Genomic DNA, 18922 nt, shown 5'->3' with positions numbered 1-18922 from the left:
CATATGGAGGATTACCCAAGTCCGGCTGAAGGGAACGGTCTTGAAAACCGTCAGGCGTGTAAGAGCGTGCGTGGGTTCGAATCCCACATCCTCCTTTACCAATATCGCGGGGTGGAGAAGCTGGCATCTCGTCGGGCTCATAACCCGAAGGTCGTAGGTTCGAATCCTACCCCCGCAATTAAGAGAAGATGCGGGTGTAGTTTAGTGGTAAAACTACAGCCTTCCAAGCTGTTGTCGCGAGTTCGATTCTCGTCACCCGCTTAAAGCGACAACGGGCCTATAGCTCAGTTGGTTAGAGCGCACCCCTGATAAGGGTGAGGTCGATGGTTCGAATCCATTTAGGCCCATCTTTTTTGAATAAAAAAAGTATCCAACTTGGTTAATGGGGAAGTACTCAAGAGGCTGAAGAGGCGCCCCTGCTAAGGGTGTAGGTCGGGTAAACCGGCGCGAGGGTTCAAATCCCTTCTTCCCCGTCAGACGGTCCGTTGGTCAAGTGGTTAAGACACCGCCCTTTCACGGCGGTAACACGGGTTCGAATCCCGTACGGATCATTGAATGAAAGTAAAGAAGCTGATGGAGGATTACCCAAGTCCGGCTGAAGGGAACGGTCTTGAAAACCGTCAGGCGTGTAAAAGCGTGCGTGGGTTCGAATCCCACATCCTCCTTATCTATAATAACATCGCGGGGTGGAGAAGCTGGCATCTCGTCGGGCTCATAACCCGAAGGTCGTAGGTTCGAATCCTACCCCCGCAATTGGTTCCGTGGTGTAGGGGTTAACATGCCTGCCTGTCACGCAGGAGATCGCGGGTTCAAATCCCGTCGGGACCGTCGATGCGGGTGTAGTTTAGTGGTAAAACTACAGCCTTCCAAGCTGTTGTCGCGAGTTCGATTCTCGTCACCCGCTTCACGACTCACTTCGGTGAGTCTTTTTTTATGTCTTTGTCATTGTTTAGCGTTGAATAAACAAGGTATTTGTGGCATAATGATATTAATATTGAATCAATGATTAGAATTAGTAGTTAAGTAAAATCATCAGAGAGCTTGTGGTTGGTGTGAACAAGTGATTAAGTTTATCGAACTCATCTCAATCGATGTTTATCTGAATAAAGTAAGATAAGCCGTATAATCTGCGTTAAAGATTTGAGGCATAATGTATTTATTAAAACTTTTCATTATGCAAAAATAGGTGGTACCGCGCTATTTGGCGCCCTATAGCAAGGTCTTTTTGTCTTGTTATAGGGTTTTATTTTTTTATTTAGAATATTTTTTTAGGAGGAAATTATGGTTTACCAACATCGTATTATTGAAAAGAAATGGCAAGATTATTGGGACAAACATGAAACATTTAAAACGACAGAGCGTGAAGGTCATCCAAAATTCTATGCATTAGATATGTTTCCATATCCGTCTGGACAAGGATTACACGTAGGACATCCCGAAGGCTATACAGCAACTGACGCGATTAGTCGTATGAAACGAGCACAAGGATTTGATGTGTTACATCCTATGGGGTGGGATGCTTTTGGTTTACCTGCTGAACAATATGCATTAGATACAGGGAATGATCCAGCTGAATTTACTGAAAAAAATATTGGTAATTTTAAGCGTCAAATTAAATCTTTAGGATTCAGTTATGATTGGAATCGTGAAATTAATACAACCGACCCTCATTATTATAAATGGACCCAATGGATTTTTTCTGAATTATATAAACGTGGTCTTGCTTATGAACAAGAAGTGGCGGTGAACTGGTGTCCAGCTTTAGGTACAGTTTTGGCTAATGAAGAAGTTATTGATGGTGTCAGCGAACGGGGGGGTCATCCTGTTTATCGTCGACCAATGCGTCAATGGGTATTGAAAATTACTGCTTATGCGGAAAGATTGTTAGAAGATTTAGAGTTAGTTGATTGGCCAGAAAGTATTAAGGCGATGCAACGTAATTGGATTGGAAAATCGGAAGGGGCAATGGTTACCTTTAAGATTAAAGATTCTGATCATGATTTCAAAATTTATACAACTCGTCCAGATACATTATTTGGGGCAAGCTATACTGTTTTAGCACCTGAGCATGAATTAGTTAAATTAATTACTACTCCTGATCAACAAGAAGCAGTTGAAGCCTATCTTAAAGAAGTTGAAACAAAGAGTGAATTAGACCGTACATCATTAAATAAAGACAAAACAGGCGTCTTTACTGGAGCTTACGCCATCAATCCCGTAAATGGACAAGAGATTCCTATTTGGGTAGCAGATTATGTTTTATCTAGTTATGGGACGGGGGCTGTCATGGCGGTGCCGGCTCATGATGAACGTGACTTCGAATTTGCGTCCAAACATCAACTACCAATTACACGAGTAGTGGAAGGTGGCGAATTACCTTTTGTCGATAATGGTGTGCACGTCGACTCTGATTTTATTAATGGGCTTGAAAATGAAGCAGCGATTAAGAAAATGATTGAGTGGTTAGAAGCTGAAGGAGTTGGAGAACACCAAGTTAATTATCGCCTACGTGATTGGTTATTCTCTCGTCAACGCTATTGGGGTGAACCAATTCCGGTTATTCATTGGGAAGATGGTACGACCACTTTAGTTCCTGAAGAAGAATTACCAGTGATGTTACCGAAGACTGATGAAATTAAACCTTCAGGCACCGGCGAGTCGCCGCTAGCTAAAATTGAAGAATGGGTCAATGTGGTTGATCCTGAAACTGGAATGAAAGGCAAACGTGAAACGCATACTATGCCACAATGGGCTGGTAGCTCTTGGTATTTCTTACGTTACATCGATCCAACCAATGAAGACGCGATTGCTTCCCCAGAAAAAATAGCAAAATGGATGCCCGTCGACTTATATATTGGTGGTGCAGAGCATGCCGTGTTACACTTATTATATGCACGCTTCTGGCACAAATTCCTATACGATTTAGGTGTTGTTCAAACTAAAGAACCTTTCCAAAAATTATTTAACCAAGGTATGATTTTAGGGGCAAACAATGAAAAAATGTCTAAATCTAAAGGGAATGTTGTTAACCCAGATGATGTTGTCAATGAATTTGGTGCGGATACTTTACGTGTATATGAAATGTTTATGGGACCATTAGATGCTTCGATTGCTTGGAGCGAAAAAGGCTTAGAAGGTAGTCGACGTTTCTTAGATCGTGTCTATCGTTTAATCATCGATGAAGCAACTGGTGAAGTAAAATCAACTGTCAAAGATGAAGCAAATGAAGCCTTAGTACGTGTTTATCACCAAACGGTTAAAAAAGTAACCGAAGACTTTGAAAACTTACATTTTAATACTGCAATTTCACAAATGATGATTTTCTTAAATGCAGCTAAAGACCAGCAAGTATTACCTTTAGCCTATGCGAAAGGATTCATTCAATTATTAGCACCTTTAGCACCTCATTTAATGGAAGAAATTTGGGAAAAATTAGGGGGAACAGAAAGTATTCAACATGCTGAATGGCCTACCTTTGATGAAGCTTTAACCGTTGAATCGCAAGTTGAAATTGTCATTCAAATTAATGGTAAATTGAAACAAAAAATGATGGTAGAGGTTGATTTATCTCCATCAGAATTAGAAGCAGTTGCCTTAGCAGATGAACAGATTATGTTGGCTATAGAAGGAAAAACAGTACGTAAAGTGATTGCAGTACCTAATCGATTAGTAAATATCGTAGCAAATTAAAAGGAGCCAATGATATGACAGACAATAATCGTCAAAATCGTTCTTATTCTAATATTGATTTAGAAGAAACGATTCAGTTTACACAGGAAGACTTAAGTATGCTGAGACGCCCGAATCGTCAACCGATTGATGGTGATTATTTTACTGAGCAAATAAGCGGTAATGAGCGTCCAATTGAAGCCAATAAATCGCAACAAAACAATCGTTTTAACGTGAAAACAAATGAACAACAGGGTGAAGAAGAGAGTGAACATCAAGTAACCGATAATGATTTTTATTCAAAAAATCATCGTCAATTAAGTTCTAATGCTGAACGACCTAAAGAATTTCAATCGTATCCAAATGAAACAGTTATTGATGATTATCCTGACTTTACAGCTCAAGAGTATTATCATCCAAATACTAGAAATACTGAGGATAAAGTTGCATCATCTGCAAACGAACCGTTTAATTTTGATGAAGTGAATTATCAGCAGCCTGAAATAGATGATTCTTATCCAATTGAACCGGATAAAGTAGTAATCGATTCAGAGTTAGATATCAAGGAAACAACATCTACTTATGATCAGTTTGAATCAGCTAAAAATGCTAGTCATAATGTCGCTTCTGATGAACCAGAAGAGAATCCATTTGTTTATAAATCAAAGACAAAAAAATTTCGTGATCAATATGAAGCAAAAAAAGAAAGAGAACAACAAGCGATTCGTGAACGACGTGAAAAATTAATCAAAAAGTTTGAAGACACTTACGAACCAGTTTACGATGAAAATAATCTTTCAGCCTTCGATCAATACAATCAGTTTGAACAAGATAGAGCAATGGCGACTGAGGAAACATTATCATCGTCATCAATCAAAACGACCAAAGAACAACAACCGAATCAATCAGCGAACAAACAAGCAAAAAGGAATCAATCACCGGTTTCAGAACCTTCGCTTACTGGATTCCTTGGTCACATTAAAGATTCTATTGCCCATAAATTCAGTCAAAATGATGAAGAGTTATCTCAACTGAACGAGGCAACCAAAGCCAACGAAAGAAGAACATTACAAGCTAAAAATCAAAACTGCAATCAAAAAACTAACCTGGACCATTCTACTGAAGAAGATATTTTATTTGAAAACGATAGACCCGTATCGGCAGCTGCAGAAGTTGATTTTTCAGAAGATTCATTCAATGACAATAGAACAAATGATACTGAAAACGTTAAAGCATCGCACACAGACGAAACATCAACACATACAGACGAAACATCAACACACACAGGTGAACAAGTAATAACTAGCGAAGACAGAACAGCTCAAGACGAAAGTAGCCAAAATTCAGAGCCTATTCAACTTGATCATGAAGCAACAACCGTTGAAGGCAGCGGTGTGGATGAACAGAATTTTGCAACATCAAATGGCGAAGTGACTGTTAAATCGAAAAACGATTCAGTAGGTAAAGTATTAGCAGATACTTCCACTGAAAATATTGAAGCAGTAAGTGAGCAAATCGCTCAACAAACACAATCATTCGAGGGACCTATTTTAACTGATTCAGTATTAGATGAAACGATCGTTAATGATGATTTAGTTGAAAATGATGTTCAGGAAGAAGAAGCATCTTTCGTTAAAGGAACTGCTTGGTTAACAGCAGGCAATATTATTTCTAGAATTTTAGGTGCTTTATATGTGATTCCTTGGGGGACCTGGTTTGGTACAAGTTATACGACTGCCAATGTGCTCTATGGGATTGGTTATAATCCATACGCGCTATTCTTAGCCATCTCGACGGCAGGTTTCCCGAGTGCGATTGCGAAACAAATGGCCTACTATCATTCACAGAAAAAATATAAATCAGCTGATAAAATTTTCAAAAACAGTTTATTAGTGATGTTAGTATCTGGTTTAGTATCGGGTGGTCTATTATTCGTTTTAGCACCATTTATAGCGGGCATTTCCTCAACTGATAATCCGCAAGCAGCGGTTGTGGTGATCCGTTCATTAGCTCCAGCGTTACTAATACTACCCGTGATGAGTTTATTACGTGGCTATTTCCAAGGATTTGGTGATATGGTACCAACAGCTGTTTCTCAAATTCTAGAACAAATTGCCCGCGTGGTTTATATGCTAGCAGCGACGTATGCGATTATGAAGATGCTTGATGGCGATGTTACCAAAGCAGTAGCACACTCTACCTTTGCAGCTTTTGTAGGGGCCGTCTTATCTTTAGTTTATCTCGTATTCTTATACATCCAACGTCGTGGAGCGATTAACTTATTAATTGAAACAGCTGAAGAAGATGATACCAACACCTTAGACTTCAAAGCGAGTTTAATGATTTTATTAAAAGATAGTATTCCATTTATCCTTTTAGGATCAGGTATTATTATCGCGAAATTCATTGACCAAATCACCTTTAAGTTCATTTTAGAAAGAACGTCAACCATGTTATTAAGTGATATTAGTGAATTGTTTGGTGTCATGAACTTAGACGTCGATAAATTAATTATGATTATTATTTCGATTGCAGTGGGCATGTCACTATCATCGATTCCATTAATTACGAAGCTTTATGCCAACCATGAAGAAGGTAAAACTGCAGAATTGATTGAAAAAATTTCGATACTATTCTTATTAGTGATGGCACCAGCAGCATTTGGAATGGCAAGTATTGCTAATAATATGTATCAATTATTCTATCCTTATGGTCACGAAGCGGGTCCATCATTATTAGTAACAGCCTCTGTTTTAAGTATTATTTTAGGAGCGTATACGATCCTTTCTACTATTATTCAATCAATGAATTATCGTCGTGCAGCTATTCGTTTCTTATTAGTCGGTTTGGCTGTGAAATTGACTTTACAATTTCCATTAGTTGCTTGGTTAAATGCTCACGGTGCCTTGATCGCAACCTTACTAGGTTTCTTAGTCACTTGCATTTTAACTATTTGGAAATTAAATGAACTGGTTCACTTAGACTTTAAAGGCATGTTACCAAATATTATCATTATTTATTCAGCCACTTTATTAATGACTGTTTCAGCTTGGCTATGGAATAGTTCACTTGACTTATTATTTGGTCCAGTAGGACGTATTCTTACATTTGTTAAAATCTTAATAGTGGTTACCTTTGCGGCCTTTGTTTACTTCGGGGTACTCGCACTATTTGGTAAACTATCTTTATTAATTGGTGAACGTCATAGAGCATTACAAGATAAGTTGAGAATGTTCTAATGAGACTAGATAAATTATTAGCCCATACTGGTTATGGTACACGCAAAGAAGTAAAACAAATAATTACCAATGGTTGGGTTGATATCAATGGTCAAACTGTTAAGAAAGTAGGCTTTCAGGTTGATATCGAAAATGATGTGGTGACAGTTGATGGGCAAGTAGTCCAGTATCAGAAATACCACTATTACATTATGAACAAACCAGAAGGAATTATTAGTGCCACCGAAGATCATTATCATGAAACAGTTATTGATTGGTTAGGTCCAGATTACGCCCACTTGGATTTATTTCCTGTGGGGCGTTTGGATATTGATACAACAGGTTTATTATTATTAACGAACAATGGACAATTAGCTCATCAATTACTGTCACCTAAGCGTGAAGTCCCCAAACGTTATTTTGCAGTGGTAAGTGGGATTGTAGAAGAAAAAGACATTGATAAATTTGCTAAAGGTTTAGATTTAGGGGATTTCGTGACACAACCAAGTCAATTAACGATTCTTAATGTTGATGAAGCAAAAAATCAATCCCGAATTGAAGTCGTGATTCATGAAGGAAAATTCCACCAAGTAAAACGAATGTGTGAAAAAATTAATTGTGAAGTGATTCAATTACAACGTCTTTCAATGGGACCGTTAATCTTACCAGATGATTTACCTATTGGAGAATATAGGCCCTTGAATGAAGACGAATGGACACTTTTAGAAGATTTTGGTATTGAATAGGAGTTGAAGAAAAAAATGATAAATTGGTTACAAGAAGTTGAAAACCGAAAAGAAACATTATTTGAAGATTTATTTAGATTATTACGGATCCCTTCGGTTAGAGAAGATGATAAAGCAACGGACGAAGCACCAGTAGGTCCTGGCCCTAAAGCAGCCTTAGAAGAATTTATGAAAATGGCTCAAGAAGATGGTTTTGAAACTAAACAATTTGGACCATGGGCTGGTCGTATCGAAGTAGGTTCAGGCGATGAACTAATGGGAATTTTAGGTCATGTGGATGTGGTTCCTGTCGGTACGGGTTGGGAAACAGATCCCTTTGAACCGGTCATTAAAGACAATCGTATTTATGCTCGTGGCTCAAGTGATGACAAAGGGCCAACAGTTGCAGCCTATTTTGCAATTAAATTATTGCGTGAATTAGGTTATGACTTTAATAAGCGAGTTCACTTAATTGTCGGAACAGACGAAGAAAGTGGCTGGCAATGTATGGATTATTATTTCCAACATGCGGAAATGCCTGATTTTGGTTTCTCACCAGATGCGGTATTCCCGATTATCAATGGGGAAAAAGGTAATGTTAGTTTTTATTTAGATTTTAAATCTGAACCCACTGAAGGCGATGTTACTTTAGTGAATTTTGAAGGTGGCTTACGTGAAAATATGGTCATCCAAGATGTGACCGCGACGGTTGAAGGTTTAGATAATACTGTTACCGAACAATTTGCGACATTTGTCAATGAGCATCAATTGTCTGGAAATGCAGAATGGCATGATGGCGTTGCTGAATTTAAATTAGTAGGAAAAGCGGCTCATGGTTCTACTCCTGAAAAAGGGCATAATGCGGCGACTTATTTAGCTGTATTCTTAAATGAATTTGCTTTTAATAATAAAGCAGCACAAGATTTTATCACTGCTTTAGCAACAGAATTACATCAAGATTTCAAAGCAGAAAAAGTAGGGGTTAGTCACCATCATGAGGTAATGGGCGATGTTAGTATGAATGTGGGGATTGTGTCATTTAATGAAGCAGATGGCGGTCGCATTGTATTAAACTTCCGTTTCCCTGAAGGGACAGAACCAGCGATGATGTCTGAGAAATTTACCAATGCTTTAACAAAATATCAATTTAACTTAACAGTCGGAGAAAGCAAAGAACCTCATTATGTGCCAGCGGATGATCCATTAGTCGCAACATTACTCGATGTTTATACTAACCAAACTGGTTTAGAAGGTCATGAAATGTCGATTGGTGGCGGTACTTATGGTCGTTTAATGCCACGTGGGGTCGCTTATGGAGCCTTATTCCCAGATTCAATTGATACAATGCATCAAGCAAATGAGTTTTTAGCGATTGATGATTTATTACGTGCTACAGCGATTTATGCTGAAGCCATCTATCGCTTAACGAGATAAGCTATGTTAAAAATTACTTCAAAGCAAAATGCCCAATTAAAACAATGGCGTAAATTAGCAACCACTAAAGGTAGAAAACAAAGTGGACAATATATGATTGAAGGCATTCATTTAATTGAAGAAGCATTGCAATCAGGTGCGAAAATAAAGTATTTGATTTACTCGGAGCACTATTTAGCAAAGAATGAACCTTTTAAAATGAAGCATTCAGCTGAAGAAGTTTTATTAGCTGATAATTGTTTGGCGGAATTAAGTCAAACGGAGACGACGCAAGGCATCTTTGCGATTATCGAAATGGGAAGTAAGCCGACCGCAATAACCAAAGAATTTAAGCGTATTTTGTTGGTTGATGCGGTTCAAGATCCAGGTAATCTTGGCACCTTAATTCGGACGGCTGATGCGGCCAATTACGATGCGATTATATTAGGCACTGGAACGGTTGACGTCTATAATGATAAAGTGATTCGTTCGACTCAAGGGTCATTATGGCATTTACCGATTATTCAAGCAGACCTAAACGAATGGATTCCCCAAGCACAACAACAAGGCACCACAGTATTAGCGACAGCTTTACATCAATCCGCAATTGACTATCGTCAATTTGAGTTGAAGGAAGCGACCGCATTAGCTATTCTTGTTGGAAATGAAGGACAAGGCGTTAATCAGAGTCTAATTGAATTAGCTGACCAATCAATCTATATTCCGATGCCTGGACAAGCAGAGTCGTTAAATGTTGGTGTAGCAGGTGCCATTTTGATGTTCAAGTTTGTTAATGAATAACCTTAAAAAATATGATCTGAGATTTGACAAAAAAAGAGTAAAATCGATTATCAAGATAAAAATGTAGCAGGTATAGGTTGCACGATAATACTCTTAATAATTAGCTCAATCTATTATAAAAATTAAAATGTAGCACGTAACGGTTACACGACGATACTCTAAAACAGAGTTCAATCGATTATCAAGATAAAAACCTCAAGTTTCGAAGGCAGTCTTCATCCAATTGATGGAGTGACTCCTAATCAAACTTGAGGTTTATTTAGGTTCTATAATTTTTAGTGTTGGTGGAGAAACCACCAGTACTGTTTGGCTATTTGTCAAATGATGTGGGTCAACATAAATTACTTGGTTTATTCACACCAAAGTACTATGAGCCTATTGAGATTATGATGGTGTGACCTTTTGTTGGTACACTCTAATTTCACCACTGTTCAAACTAACACCATTGGTCATTTCTTCATTGAGCGCTGTCAAATACAGTTCATAAAATTTACTGGTTAGTTTAAATTGTTGACCATTGGTTACTTTGAAAAAAATTTGGTAACTAAAGGTTTGGTTATCATTTCTGGTCAGACCGATAATATTCGGTTCATCATGTAAAAATTCAGCATATTGTTCTTTAATACGTTCCGTCTCACGTTCAACGATTTGCATCCATAATGGAAGATTAGTAGTCGTAGAAATTGGTAATTCAATGGACATGCCAACGTTCTCTCGACTTAAATTAGACACAATATTAATTTCACGATTAGGAATATAATAAACTTGACCACTAGGTGTTAAAAGAGTGGTCGAACGGATACCAACGGATTGTACCGTTCCTTTAATACCTTTATTGGGAATTTCAATCACTTCATCTACATCGAATTGACCTTCTGAGATAATAAAGAAACCATTGATCACATCGGTAACAAATTCTTTGGCACCCATCCCAAAAGCGAAGCTGGCAATTCCGGCGCTGGCGACTAAAGTAGCAACCGGAAACCCTAAAATGGATAATATAGTGTAAAATAAGAAAAAGTATAATAAATAACTCAAGGCATTTTTAGTTACTTTTGCTAAAGTATTCACCCTTTGTGGTGAGGTGTTTTTATTTTTAGCGATGAGCATTTCTTGGGTTTTATAATTAAAAATCCGATTAATAAACGCCCTAATGATTATAAAGAGCAGATAGGTCAATATTAGTTGAAAAATAATGATTAAGATTTCAGTTGCTCTTTCGTCCCACTGTGTTTTAATAAACGTTTGGAACCATTGATCAGTTTGATTTAACATAACTCACACTCCTCGTATATTATCATAGCATATTTTGTCAAGTTGGTGTTTTTGAAAGTGAATGAAAACGAAGTGTTATTAGTTGAGTTGGAAGCGGAATCGTGCTATATTTAATATATATCAAATTTGAAGAACTGGAGATGATTGTCATATGGATTTAGCAGGAATAGCTGCAATTATTGCGGCCTTGGCATTTACTGCACTTGTAGTTGTTCTTATCATCAGTCTGCTTAAAATACCAAAATTAATTGCAGAATTACAAAATACCATTCAAAAAGTGAATACGACGATTGATGTCGTTACAAAGGATGTTGATGGTCTTTCAATCGAAGTAGAAGGATTATTAAATAAAACCAATTCACTAATGGATGATGTAAATGGTAAAGTTAGCAAGATTGATCCTTTATTTACAGCAGTTGGTGATTTAGGCATAACAGTATCAGAAATTAATGTCTCTGCCAAAGACACAGCTAATAATTTTTTAAGTGGTATTGGTAGAAAGAAACCCTCAAAGACACAAAGATTACAAAGAAATATTAAGTCTTTATCAAAAGTAAAAGACTTTGTTTCACCAAGTAAACAAGAAAAAGTAGTTGTGGATGAAACAGTGCCAGTAACGACCCCAAAATCAGCAATTGAAGAAGAATTAGAATCAATTAGAAACCGCAAGCCTTCTTCTACAGCAGGCGAAATTACGATTAACCAAGGAGTGAAATAACATGGCTAAAAAAGATAATGGTGGATTTGTTTTAGGTGCCCTATTAGGTGCAGCAGTTGCCGGGCTGACAGCTTTATTGTATGCCCCTAAATCGGGTGAAGAATTACGTAAATCTGTTAGCAAAGATGTGGATAAATTAATTGACCGTGCACGTGATTATAAAGATACAGTCGTTGAACGTGGTGTAGAAATGTATGATTCTGCAGCAGAAGTAGCAAGTGAAAAATCTGAAGATATTATGCTAAATGTTCAATTAACAGCAGAAAATTTAAAAAATCAATTTAATGATCTAAAAGAAGATGGTAAAAAGTTTGTTGCTAAAAAAGAAGAGCAACTAGATGAATTAACCGAAGATATCGAAATTGAAGTTAATCAAGCAGAAGAAAAAGCTCAAGAATTTGCTGAAGATTTATCGGAGGATGTTGCTGATAAAGCAGGAGAATTTAAACACGAAGTTGCTGATAAAGCAGAGGAAATGGAGCACGAAGTTTCTGAAAAAGTGGATGAAATTCAAGAATAATATTTGAGGTTTAAGGGATTGAAAATATTTTCAGTCCCTTTATTTTATTTTCAAGAAAAAATTTAACAAAAAAGCAGCTTTCATTGAGAGAGTATTAAGATAATGAAAAGTTGTAAATGAAACGCTTGCAATTGATGAAAAAATATGGTACATTAGTTTCAAAATAATAATAACGGGAGTGAAACTCTGATGGAAAAACAAACAATTACAATTTATGATGTTGCACGTGAAGCAGGAGTTTCAATGGCTACAGTATCTAGAGTTGTCAATGGGAATCCGAATGTAAAACCAGCAACTCGTAAAAAAGTTAACGAAGTCATTGAACGTTTAGACTATCGTCCAAATGCGGTGGCTAGAGGGTTAGCAAGTAAAAGAACAACAACAGTTGGAGTTATTATTCCAAGTGTATCCAATGTATTCTTCTCTTCGCTAGCACGTGGGATTGATGATATTGCAGTCATGTATAAATATAATATTATTTTAGCAAACTCTGATGAAAATCCTGATAAAGAAGTATCGGTATTTAATACTTTATTAGCTAAACAAGTAGATGGAATAGTTTACTTAGGGAATTCAATTGCACCAAAATTACGTGCAGAAATTGAACGTACTTCAACGCCAGTAGTGTTAGCCGGAACTGTTGCTGAAGGTGATGCATTCTCTACAATCAATATTCGTTACTTAGATGCAGTGAGAGAATCAACTGAAATGTTATTAGAACGAAACAAAAAAATCGCGCTCATTACTGGACCGTCTGAATATGAAATTAACAAAAACCATTATTTAGTCGGCTATAAAGAAGCATTGAAAAAACATAAAGTAAAATTTGATCCGGACTTAGTCATTCAAGGCGATTTTGATATTGATTCAGGTGAAGATTTATATGGTCAAATCCATGCAACTGGCGCAACAGCTGCTGTTGTAGGTGATGACGTAGTAGCAGTAGCCTTATTAAATGCATTGCAAGATCACGGGATGAAAGTACCTGAAGATTTTGAAATTATTACAAGCCATAACTCAACTTATTGCCAAATTGTCCGACCTAAATTAACATCTATTCAATTACCATTATATGATTTAGGGGCTGTCGCAATGCGTCTATTAACCAAAATCATGGCTAAAGAAGAGATTGAAGAGCGCAATGTATTATTACCACATAAGATTATTGAAAGAGGCTCAACACGCAAATAAAAGAAAGGTGATATAAATGAAAGTTAAATTCGAAAAAATTCAAACATACGTTACAATGTTTCTATTGGTAGTGCAATTCAGTCGATTATTATCATCAGTACTTGAACGTCGCAAAGAAGAAAAGCTTGCTAAACGCGCTAATAGAGCATAATTATTTTACTTTGTCTCACTCCTAAAAGGGAGTCAGGGAGAAGATAAAATCGATTGATTCTCTCTTCATAGTCCCGCTCCTCACACAGTGTTGAGTAAGCATAAAATAGGTCTAATACGATACTTTTTATGCTGCTCAATGCGGTGTTAATATAAAAAACCTTAAGAGTGCTTCGCACTCTAAACCATGACAGAAAAACGGTTTCGCATTATAATTAAATGGGCAATACAAATCCGATGCGTTTATTGTGAGGTATGTCCGTACCCCCGTATAAAAAACTGGATGAGCTTTTTATCGTTTGCGATAAACCCATTACGTCTTGAGCGTGTAAATAAAATTACAAGTTAATATAGAAAGCTCACATTGCCTAATATTATTTTGGAGGTCATGATCATGGAAGTAATGATTGAACGATGCTGTGGTATTGATGTTCATCAAAAGACCATCGTTTGTTGTATATTATCTGGTCCATTAGAGACCAATAAACCCCAAAAACATCAGAAGACATTTGGAACTACCTCAGCCGAACTTAGAGCGGCACTTGAATGGATTCAATCATTCAATGTGACTGATATATTTATGGAATCGACTGGACAATATTGGGTCCCAGTTTTTAATATTTTCTCCGATAGTGAGATTCAATTAACACTGGCTAATCCTGCCCATATTAAAAATGTTCCTGGTCGAAAGACTGACGTCAAAGATGCTGAATGGATTGCTCAATTAGGGCGATGTGGGTTAATCCAATCATCTTATTTACCTTGTGCACAAGCAATGGAATTGCGTCAATTGACTCGCCGTCGGTTAAGCTATATCCAAAAACGGACACAGTCGAAAAATGAAATACATAATATCTTACAACGGGCAAATATTAAATTGACGAGCTATCTTTCAGATATCTTTGGTCAAACAGGCCAAGCATTACTCTCTTTATTTATTCATGGTGAAAAAATCACCCTTGAACGAGTCGCCGAGTGTATGCATACTCATGTTAAAGCGACACCCAAACAACTCTTAGAAGCCATGGACGGCAAAATGTCAAAGACTGACCGACGATTATTAGATGATTCATTGGAAGAGTACCGCTTTTATACAGAAAAAATTAAGCGAATGGATGGAGATATTGAGGAATTTATACTCACTTATTTTAAGGAAGAATATGAATTATTAATGGAGCTCCCAGGGGTGAAAGCAAATAGTGCTGCGGTTATCTTGGCAGAAATTGGTCCAGATGTAGAGGCCTTCAAGACAGCTGCGCACTTAGCTTCATGGGCTGGACTATCACCTGGTTCATATGAAAGTGCTGGAGTAAAAAAAAGCAGTCGAACCACCCGGGGGAATAAATACCTTAAAACAACACTGATAGCCTGTGGCGGTATTGCAGGAAGGTCGATGGACCCCGCTTTTTCGAATCTCTATCAACGTCTATCTGCTAGAGGAGCCAAAATGAAAGCTGTAGTTGCTTGCGGACACAAGTTACTACGTATCATATATAAGGTACTTTCTTGTCATATTCATTATGATAAACAAAAAGCATTAGGACTGCGCCAACAGAACTAATGCAACAATTTTTAAAAATTTTTCACTTTAATTATAGCATAGAGGGTGCTTTTTTGCGCCTTTTTTGTCTTTCTTTTCAAATAAAATAAATGAACTGCCTCCTGTCTACTTGATCGGGGGCAGTTCATTCGTTTTGTTAAGGGTTGACCTTTGCCAAATTAGTTAGGAACAGCTTGACGATTAGTCGTAAAATAAGCAATGATCATTAGAATAATGACTGGCAACATCCAGTTGAGACCTGAGTCAGCCAGCGGCAAAGCCTCAGTTAATGCGGTTAAGATTGGTATTATAATCCCCATACTTACTAAAGAATTTATGATACTAATAAAGCTAACAACATAGGCAATAATACGATAGGTTAGTTGACTGTGATGAAGCCAATTATCCGTTAAGGTTAAAATAATTAGCGTAATCGCAATCGGATAAAGCAGTACTAAGATAGGGACTGAATAAGTTAAAATGCCATCTAAACCAATATTAGCTAAAGCAAAACTCCATAGAGTTAAAATCACCACATAAGTATGATAGCTCAATTGTGGTAAAATACGATGGAAAAATTGTGAAATGGACGTAATTAAACCTACGCAAGTATTAAAACAAGCCAATACAAAGATGATACCTAAAACAAGCGTGCCAAATTTACCTAAAAGTAAAGTACTGGCCGCCACTAAAATATTGGCTCCATTGGCTCCAACTTCTACCTTGTCTGCACCGTATTGACCAATAATCGTTAAACACCAATAAACAAGTGCTAATACCACACCGGCAACGATACCTGCTTTAGTTGCTACTTTCACGACTTTTGATTCATCTACTTTAAGATTACGTACTGCTGTCACGATGAGTAATCCATAATTTAATCCCGCTAAAGTATCTAAAGTATTATAACCTGATAAGAAACCAGTTGTAAAAGCGGCTTTTTCATAACCATTGGAAGGCTCTAATAGTGTTGGTTGTTGATGAGTAAAAGCTAAAATTGTCAATACTAAAATTAAAACTAATAGTGCCGGCGTAGAAAACCGTCCAATCCGATCGATAATTTTATTGGGCGTCCAGCAAAGAAGTGCTACTAGACCAAAATAAACAGCTGAATATAAAATGAGTGGCATTGTGGTAGACATCTCACTATTTAACCAAGGTTTAATGGCCATTTCAAAGGAGGTACTGCCAGTTCTTGGAATAGCAAGTCCTGGACCAATCGCTAATAAAATACCAATAGTGATAATATAAGCGAAAATCGGGTCTACTTTACGACCTAAGTTTAACAGCCCATCAGTTTTGGCGACTGTAATAATACCTAAAATCGGTAGAATAACGGCTGTTATTAAAAATCCAAAATAAGCTGACCAAATATTGCTTCCTGCTAATTGTGCTACTGAAGGTGGGAATATTAAATTACCTGCTCCAAAGAATATCCCAAATGACATCAGGGATAGAGCAAAAAAGTTCTTTCTTTTTAACATAAATCTCTCCAAATTTTAATTATTTTATTACTTTACAATATAACATCAAAAAATCAGTGATGCAATAGATAACCCATAGATTAATTGAAAGCAATTCCAAAGCGTGATATGATGGAAAAGTAACAATAAGTAGAGGTGATTTAAAATGAAAGAAAAATTACATACAGGAGAATTATATTTACCGAATGTTTCAAGTATTATGGACCAACAACTTCAATGCTTAGAATTATTATACGATTATAATCACACGCGTCCTACTGAAGGTGAGAAACGATCCGCTTTACTAAAAGAAATGTTTGCTGAAATTGGTGAAGGTTGTTATATTGAACCGCCATTTCATTCCAATTGGGGTGGACGTAATGTTCATTTTGGAAAAAATGTTTATGCTAATTTTAATTTAACGTGCGTGGACGATACCCATATCTATGTTGGTGACAATACAAAGCTAGCACCTAATGTGGTTTTATCGACTGCCACTCATCCCATCGATTCCGGTTTAAGATCCCATGCTTATCAATATAATTTACCGATTCATATTGGCAAAAACTGTTGGTTGGGTACGGGCGTAATGGTAATGCCTGGGGTTAAAATAGGAGATAATAGTGTTATCGGCGCAGGTAGTATTGTGACAAAAGATGTGCCCGCTAATTCTCTTGCTTATGGCAATCCTTGTCGCGTAGTGCGAGAAATCGGTGAGTATGACCGTCAATATTATGCCAAAGGTCGTGAGATTGATTGGGATGAAATAAAACGTCAATTAGAAGAGGAAGCTGGCAAATAAATGCCTTAGTAGAACTATCAACCATAATTAATTTTAATTGATGATATAAAATGACGAATAAAAAAATGAGCAAATAGTAAATTTTGCAAAGTATGCTAGATTAGAGAAGAGACGTATATTGGAGAACTTCTGTCAACTGATGGCTCGTTAATTATAAAATCATCAGTGAGAAGTTTTTACCTAACAATTAAAGAAATACCAATTTGATTGTGCGGAGCTAGGTAAACGAGGTGAAGTTTATTCAATTTTTACTTCTTGTTAACTTCAATTGTGCGGGGATGGGCAGACGAAGCGAAGACTATTGAATTTTCTACTTCTGGTCTACTCCCCTTTTTGATTAAATCGAGTAGCAGCGATGGATTGTTTAATTTGTAATCAAATGGTAATAGACTTTCAATAACACTTTGATACAATTTAAGAAAATCTCAAGGAGGCATTTGAATGAATAAAATAATTTCTAATTTAATAAAACTTTTATTTATTATATTCGTTTGGGGCTTCCTATTTTGGAACAATCGACAACCAATTCATGAGATTGTGAGTCAGACAGACCGTTCTGCGGTTGATAAGGGACTTCAAATTACTCGACAAATTTTAGGGGCTAACCAGCAAGAGATTTCCAATCAATCAACCGGTAAAAAAATTGGTACTGAAAATGCTACTTCAAAATCACCTAGAACACTTGATGAAGCGGTGTTAACCTCCGTAAATTATTTACATGCACAGGAAGTAGCTCAACAATTTAATCAACAACTGGATATCGACAAGCTTAATGAGCATTTTACAACTTTAATTAATCAAACACGCGCTGCTAATAACTGGTCGATATTATCGGTAGGTTATCATTTAGCAACAGGTGTCGACCAAAGAATTAACGAATTAGCAGACTATCATTATTTAGGTGCTCAAACAATTGATGATCAAGATTTTCGTAGCCTATTTGAAATGGAGCATGCAAGCAGTCGATTATGCGAGAATCTTTATGAATTATATATTGCTGCTGACGATATCCATCTTTCAACCTGGCTAAAACCAGAAATCTTTGCTGATTATTTGTATAGAGCTTTTGAAACTTCAACACATGCTGAATTGTATCAAAACTTTAATAGTCAATACATTAAGGTTGTGGCTTCGCCAACGGATTTTAGAGTCGACGATACCGCCTATGTTCGCTTGGTTGTGGTCTTAGTAATGGATACACAAGTAGAATAAATGGTGACCTATTAATTATCTTTTGGATGTTATGAGAATAGGGAGTAGGTAAGCAGTAGAAAATGAATCGATTCTCTACTGTTCGCCCACTCTCTTTTTTTCGTGTGCAGTGGTCGTTTTTTTCGTGTGCAGTAGTCGTTGAAAGTTATTCAATCTATGAGATGCGTCCTATATGAAGCATAAAAAATTGAGTGATAATTTCCGGTTAAGTACCGAATTTTATCA

13 protein-coding genes, 10 tRNA genes and 1 other annotated feature are annotated in these 18922 nt (G+C 36.9%); of the genes, 21 read left to right on the top strand and 2 right to left on the bottom strand.

Annotated features, from left to right (window positions below):
- Positions 1-5: 5 nt before the first annotated feature.
- The 15 genes from CYJ72_RS03955 to CYJ72_RS03885 all read left to right on the top strand — a co-directional run bounded on the left by CYJ72_RS03955 (position 6) and on the right by CYJ72_RS03885 (position 9826).
- Positions 6-95 (top strand) — tRNA-Ser (locus CYJ72_RS03955).
- 10 nt (positions 96-105) lie between these two features.
- A tRNA-Met gene (locus CYJ72_RS03950) sits at positions 106-178 on the top strand.
- A gap of 12 nt (positions 179-190) precedes the next feature.
- Positions 191-261, top strand: a tRNA-Gly gene (locus CYJ72_RS03945).
- A 12-nt stretch (positions 262-273) separates the two neighbouring features.
- Positions 274-347: transfer RNA gene (locus CYJ72_RS03940), tRNA-Ile, on the top strand.
- Positions 348-384: 37 nt separating this feature from the next.
- Positions 385-473: transfer RNA gene (locus tag CYJ72_RS03935), tRNA-Ser, on the top strand.
- Between the two features lie 6 nt (positions 474-479).
- A tRNA-Glu gene (locus tag CYJ72_RS03930) sits at positions 480-551 on the top strand.
- Between the two features lie 24 nt (positions 552-575).
- Positions 576-665, top strand: a tRNA-Ser gene (locus CYJ72_RS03925).
- Between the two features lie 15 nt (positions 666-680).
- Positions 681-753: transfer RNA gene (locus CYJ72_RS03920), tRNA-Met, on the top strand.
- Between the two features lie 2 nt (positions 754-755).
- Positions 756-828, top strand: a tRNA-Asp gene (locus CYJ72_RS03915).
- A 5-nt stretch (positions 829-833) separates the two neighbouring features.
- Positions 834-904, top strand: a tRNA-Gly gene (locus CYJ72_RS03910).
- Positions 905-993: 89 nt separating this feature from the next.
- Positions 994-1215: a binding site (T-box leader), on the top strand.
- A gap of 66 nt (positions 1216-1281) precedes the next feature.
- On the top strand, positions 1282-3690 hold the full coding sequence (gene leuS / locus CYJ72_RS03905; protein ID WP_284630591.1) for a leucine--tRNA ligase: 2409 nt from the start codon (positions 1282-1284) through the stop codon (positions 3688-3690).
- 14 nt (positions 3691-3704) lie between these two features.
- Entirely contained in the window at positions 3705-6908 is a 3204-nt protein-coding gene (locus CYJ72_RS03900) for an oligosaccharide flippase family protein (protein WP_284630589.1), read from the top strand.
- Positions 6908-7633: a pseudouridine synthase gene (locus CYJ72_RS03895; protein WP_284630588.1), complete on the top strand. Its 726-nt coding sequence runs from the start codon at positions 6908-6910 to the stop codon at positions 7631-7633. The genes CYJ72_RS03900 and CYJ72_RS03895 overlap by 1 nt, the downstream gene beginning before the upstream one ends.
- Before the next feature lie 15 nt (positions 7634-7648).
- The gene (gene pepV / locus CYJ72_RS03890) at positions 7649-9046 is read left to right on the top strand and encodes a dipeptidase PepV (protein WP_066125963.1); all 1398 of its coding nucleotides are present in this window, start codon (positions 7649-7651) and stop codon (positions 9044-9046) included.
- 3 nt (positions 9047-9049) lie between these two features.
- A complete protein-coding gene (locus CYJ72_RS03885) occupies positions 9050-9826 on the top strand; it encodes a TrmH family RNA methyltransferase (protein ID WP_284630586.1) in 777 nt (258 codons plus the stop codon).
- A gap of 384 nt (positions 9827-10210) precedes the next feature.
- Here the strand turns inward: CYJ72_RS03885 and CYJ72_RS03880 are convergent, their stop codons facing one another.
- Positions 10211-11101, bottom strand: a complete 891-nt coding sequence (locus CYJ72_RS03880; protein WP_284630584.1) for a mechanosensitive ion channel family protein — start codon at positions 11099-11101, stop codon at positions 10211-10213.
- A gap of 151 nt (positions 11102-11252) precedes the next feature.
- Between CYJ72_RS03880 and CYJ72_RS03875 the strand changes: the two genes are divergently transcribed.
- The 4 genes from CYJ72_RS03875 (at position 11253) to CYJ72_RS03860 (ending at position 15241) form a co-directional block, all read left to right on the top strand.
- Positions 11253-11819 (top strand): DUF948 domain-containing protein, encoded by a 567-nt coding sequence (locus tag CYJ72_RS03875; protein WP_066125959.1) that lies wholly within the window; start codon positions 11253-11255, stop codon positions 11817-11819.
- A 1-nt stretch (position 11820) separates the two neighbouring features.
- Complete coding sequence (locus tag CYJ72_RS03870) at positions 11821-12339, top strand: YtxH domain-containing protein (RefSeq protein ID WP_066125957.1); 519 nt, start codon at positions 11821-11823, stop codon at positions 12337-12339.
- Positions 12340-12528: 189 nt separating this feature from the next.
- The gene (gene ccpA, locus CYJ72_RS03865; RefSeq protein WP_284630581.1) at positions 12529-13530 is read left to right on the top strand and encodes a catabolite control protein A; all 1002 of its coding nucleotides are present in this window, start codon (positions 12529-12531) and stop codon (positions 13528-13530) included.
- Positions 13531-14074: 544 nt separating this feature from the next.
- Complete coding sequence (locus CYJ72_RS03860) at positions 14075-15241, top strand: IS110 family RNA-guided transposase (protein WP_071407987.1); 1167 nt, start codon at positions 14075-14077, stop codon at positions 15239-15241.
- A gap of 158 nt (positions 15242-15399) precedes the next feature.
- On the opposite strand, the gene brnQ is transcribed toward CYJ72_RS03860, so the two are convergent.
- Positions 15400-16704 carry a branched-chain amino acid transport system II carrier protein gene (brnQ, locus tag CYJ72_RS03855; RefSeq protein WP_284630579.1) on the bottom strand — a complete coding sequence of 435 codons (1305 nt, stop codon included), beginning with the start codon at positions 16702-16704 and terminating at the stop codon, positions 15400-15402.
- 145 nt (positions 16705-16849) lie between these two features.
- On the opposite strand from brnQ, the gene CYJ72_RS03850 reads away from it, so the two are divergent.
- On the top strand, positions 16850-17485 hold the full coding sequence (locus CYJ72_RS03850) for a sugar O-acetyltransferase (RefSeq protein ID WP_078756571.1): 636 nt from the start codon (positions 16850-16852) through the stop codon (positions 17483-17485).
- A 441-nt stretch (positions 17486-17926) separates the two neighbouring features.
- A complete protein-coding gene (locus CYJ72_RS03845; protein WP_284630576.1) occupies positions 17927-18697 on the top strand; it encodes a hypothetical protein in 771 nt (256 codons plus the stop codon).
- Positions 18698-18922: the final 225 nt, after the last annotated feature.

Source organism: Globicatella sanguinis (assembly GCF_002847845.2).
Lineage (GTDB): Bacteria > Bacillota > Bacilli > Lactobacillales > Aerococcaceae > Globicatella > Globicatella sanguinis.
The sequence above is the reverse complement of the archived record's forward strand: the minus strand, read 5'-3'. Positions and strand labels throughout refer to the sequence as shown.

What these genes read in the sequence shown, in the direction of transcription:
- CYJ72_RS03870 (WP_066125957.1), top strand. Translation starts at nt 11,821, where the DNA reads ATGGCTAAAAAAGATAATGGTGGATTTGTTTTAGGTGCCCTATTAGGT.
- CYJ72_RS03850 (WP_078756571.1), top strand. Translation starts at nt 16,850, where the DNA reads ATGAAAGAAAAATTACATACAGGAGAATTATATTTACCGAATGTTTCA.
- CYJ72_RS03880 (WP_284630584.1), bottom strand. Translation starts at nt 11,101, where the DNA reads ATGTTAAATCAAACTGATCAATGGTTCCAAACGTTTATTAAAACACAG.
- CYJ72_RS03900 (WP_284630589.1), top strand. Translation starts at nt 3,705, where the DNA reads ATGACAGACAATAATCGTCAAAATCGTTCTTATTCTAATATTGATTTA.
- CYJ72_RS03875 (WP_066125959.1), top strand. Translation starts at nt 11,253, where the DNA reads ATGGATTTAGCAGGAATAGCTGCAATTATTGCGGCCTTGGCATTTACT.
- pepV (WP_066125963.1), top strand. Translation starts at nt 7,649, where the DNA reads ATGATAAATTGGTTACAAGAAGTTGAAAACCGAAAAGAAACATTATTT.
- CYJ72_RS03860 (WP_071407987.1), top strand. Translation starts at nt 14,075, where the DNA reads ATGGAAGTAATGATTGAACGATGCTGTGGTATTGATGTTCATCAAAAG.
- leuS (WP_284630591.1), top strand. Translation starts at nt 1,282, where the DNA reads ATGGTTTACCAACATCGTATTATTGAAAAGAAATGGCAAGATTATTGG.
- CYJ72_RS03845 (WP_284630576.1), top strand. Translation starts at nt 17,927, where the DNA reads ATGAATAAAATAATTTCTAATTTAATAAAACTTTTATTTATTATATTC.
- brnQ (WP_284630579.1), bottom strand. Translation starts at nt 16,704, where the DNA reads ATGTTAAAAAGAAAGAACTTTTTTGCTCTATCCCTGATGTCATTTGGG.
- CYJ72_RS03885 (WP_284630586.1), top strand. Translation starts at nt 9,050, where the DNA reads ATGTTAAAAATTACTTCAAAGCAAAATGCCCAATTAAAACAATGGCGT.
- CYJ72_RS03895 (WP_284630588.1), top strand. Translation starts at nt 6,908, where the DNA reads ATGAGACTAGATAAATTATTAGCCCATACTGGTTATGGTACACGCAAA.
- ccpA (WP_284630581.1), top strand. Translation starts at nt 12,529, where the DNA reads ATGGAAAAACAAACAATTACAATTTATGATGTTGCACGTGAAGCAGGA.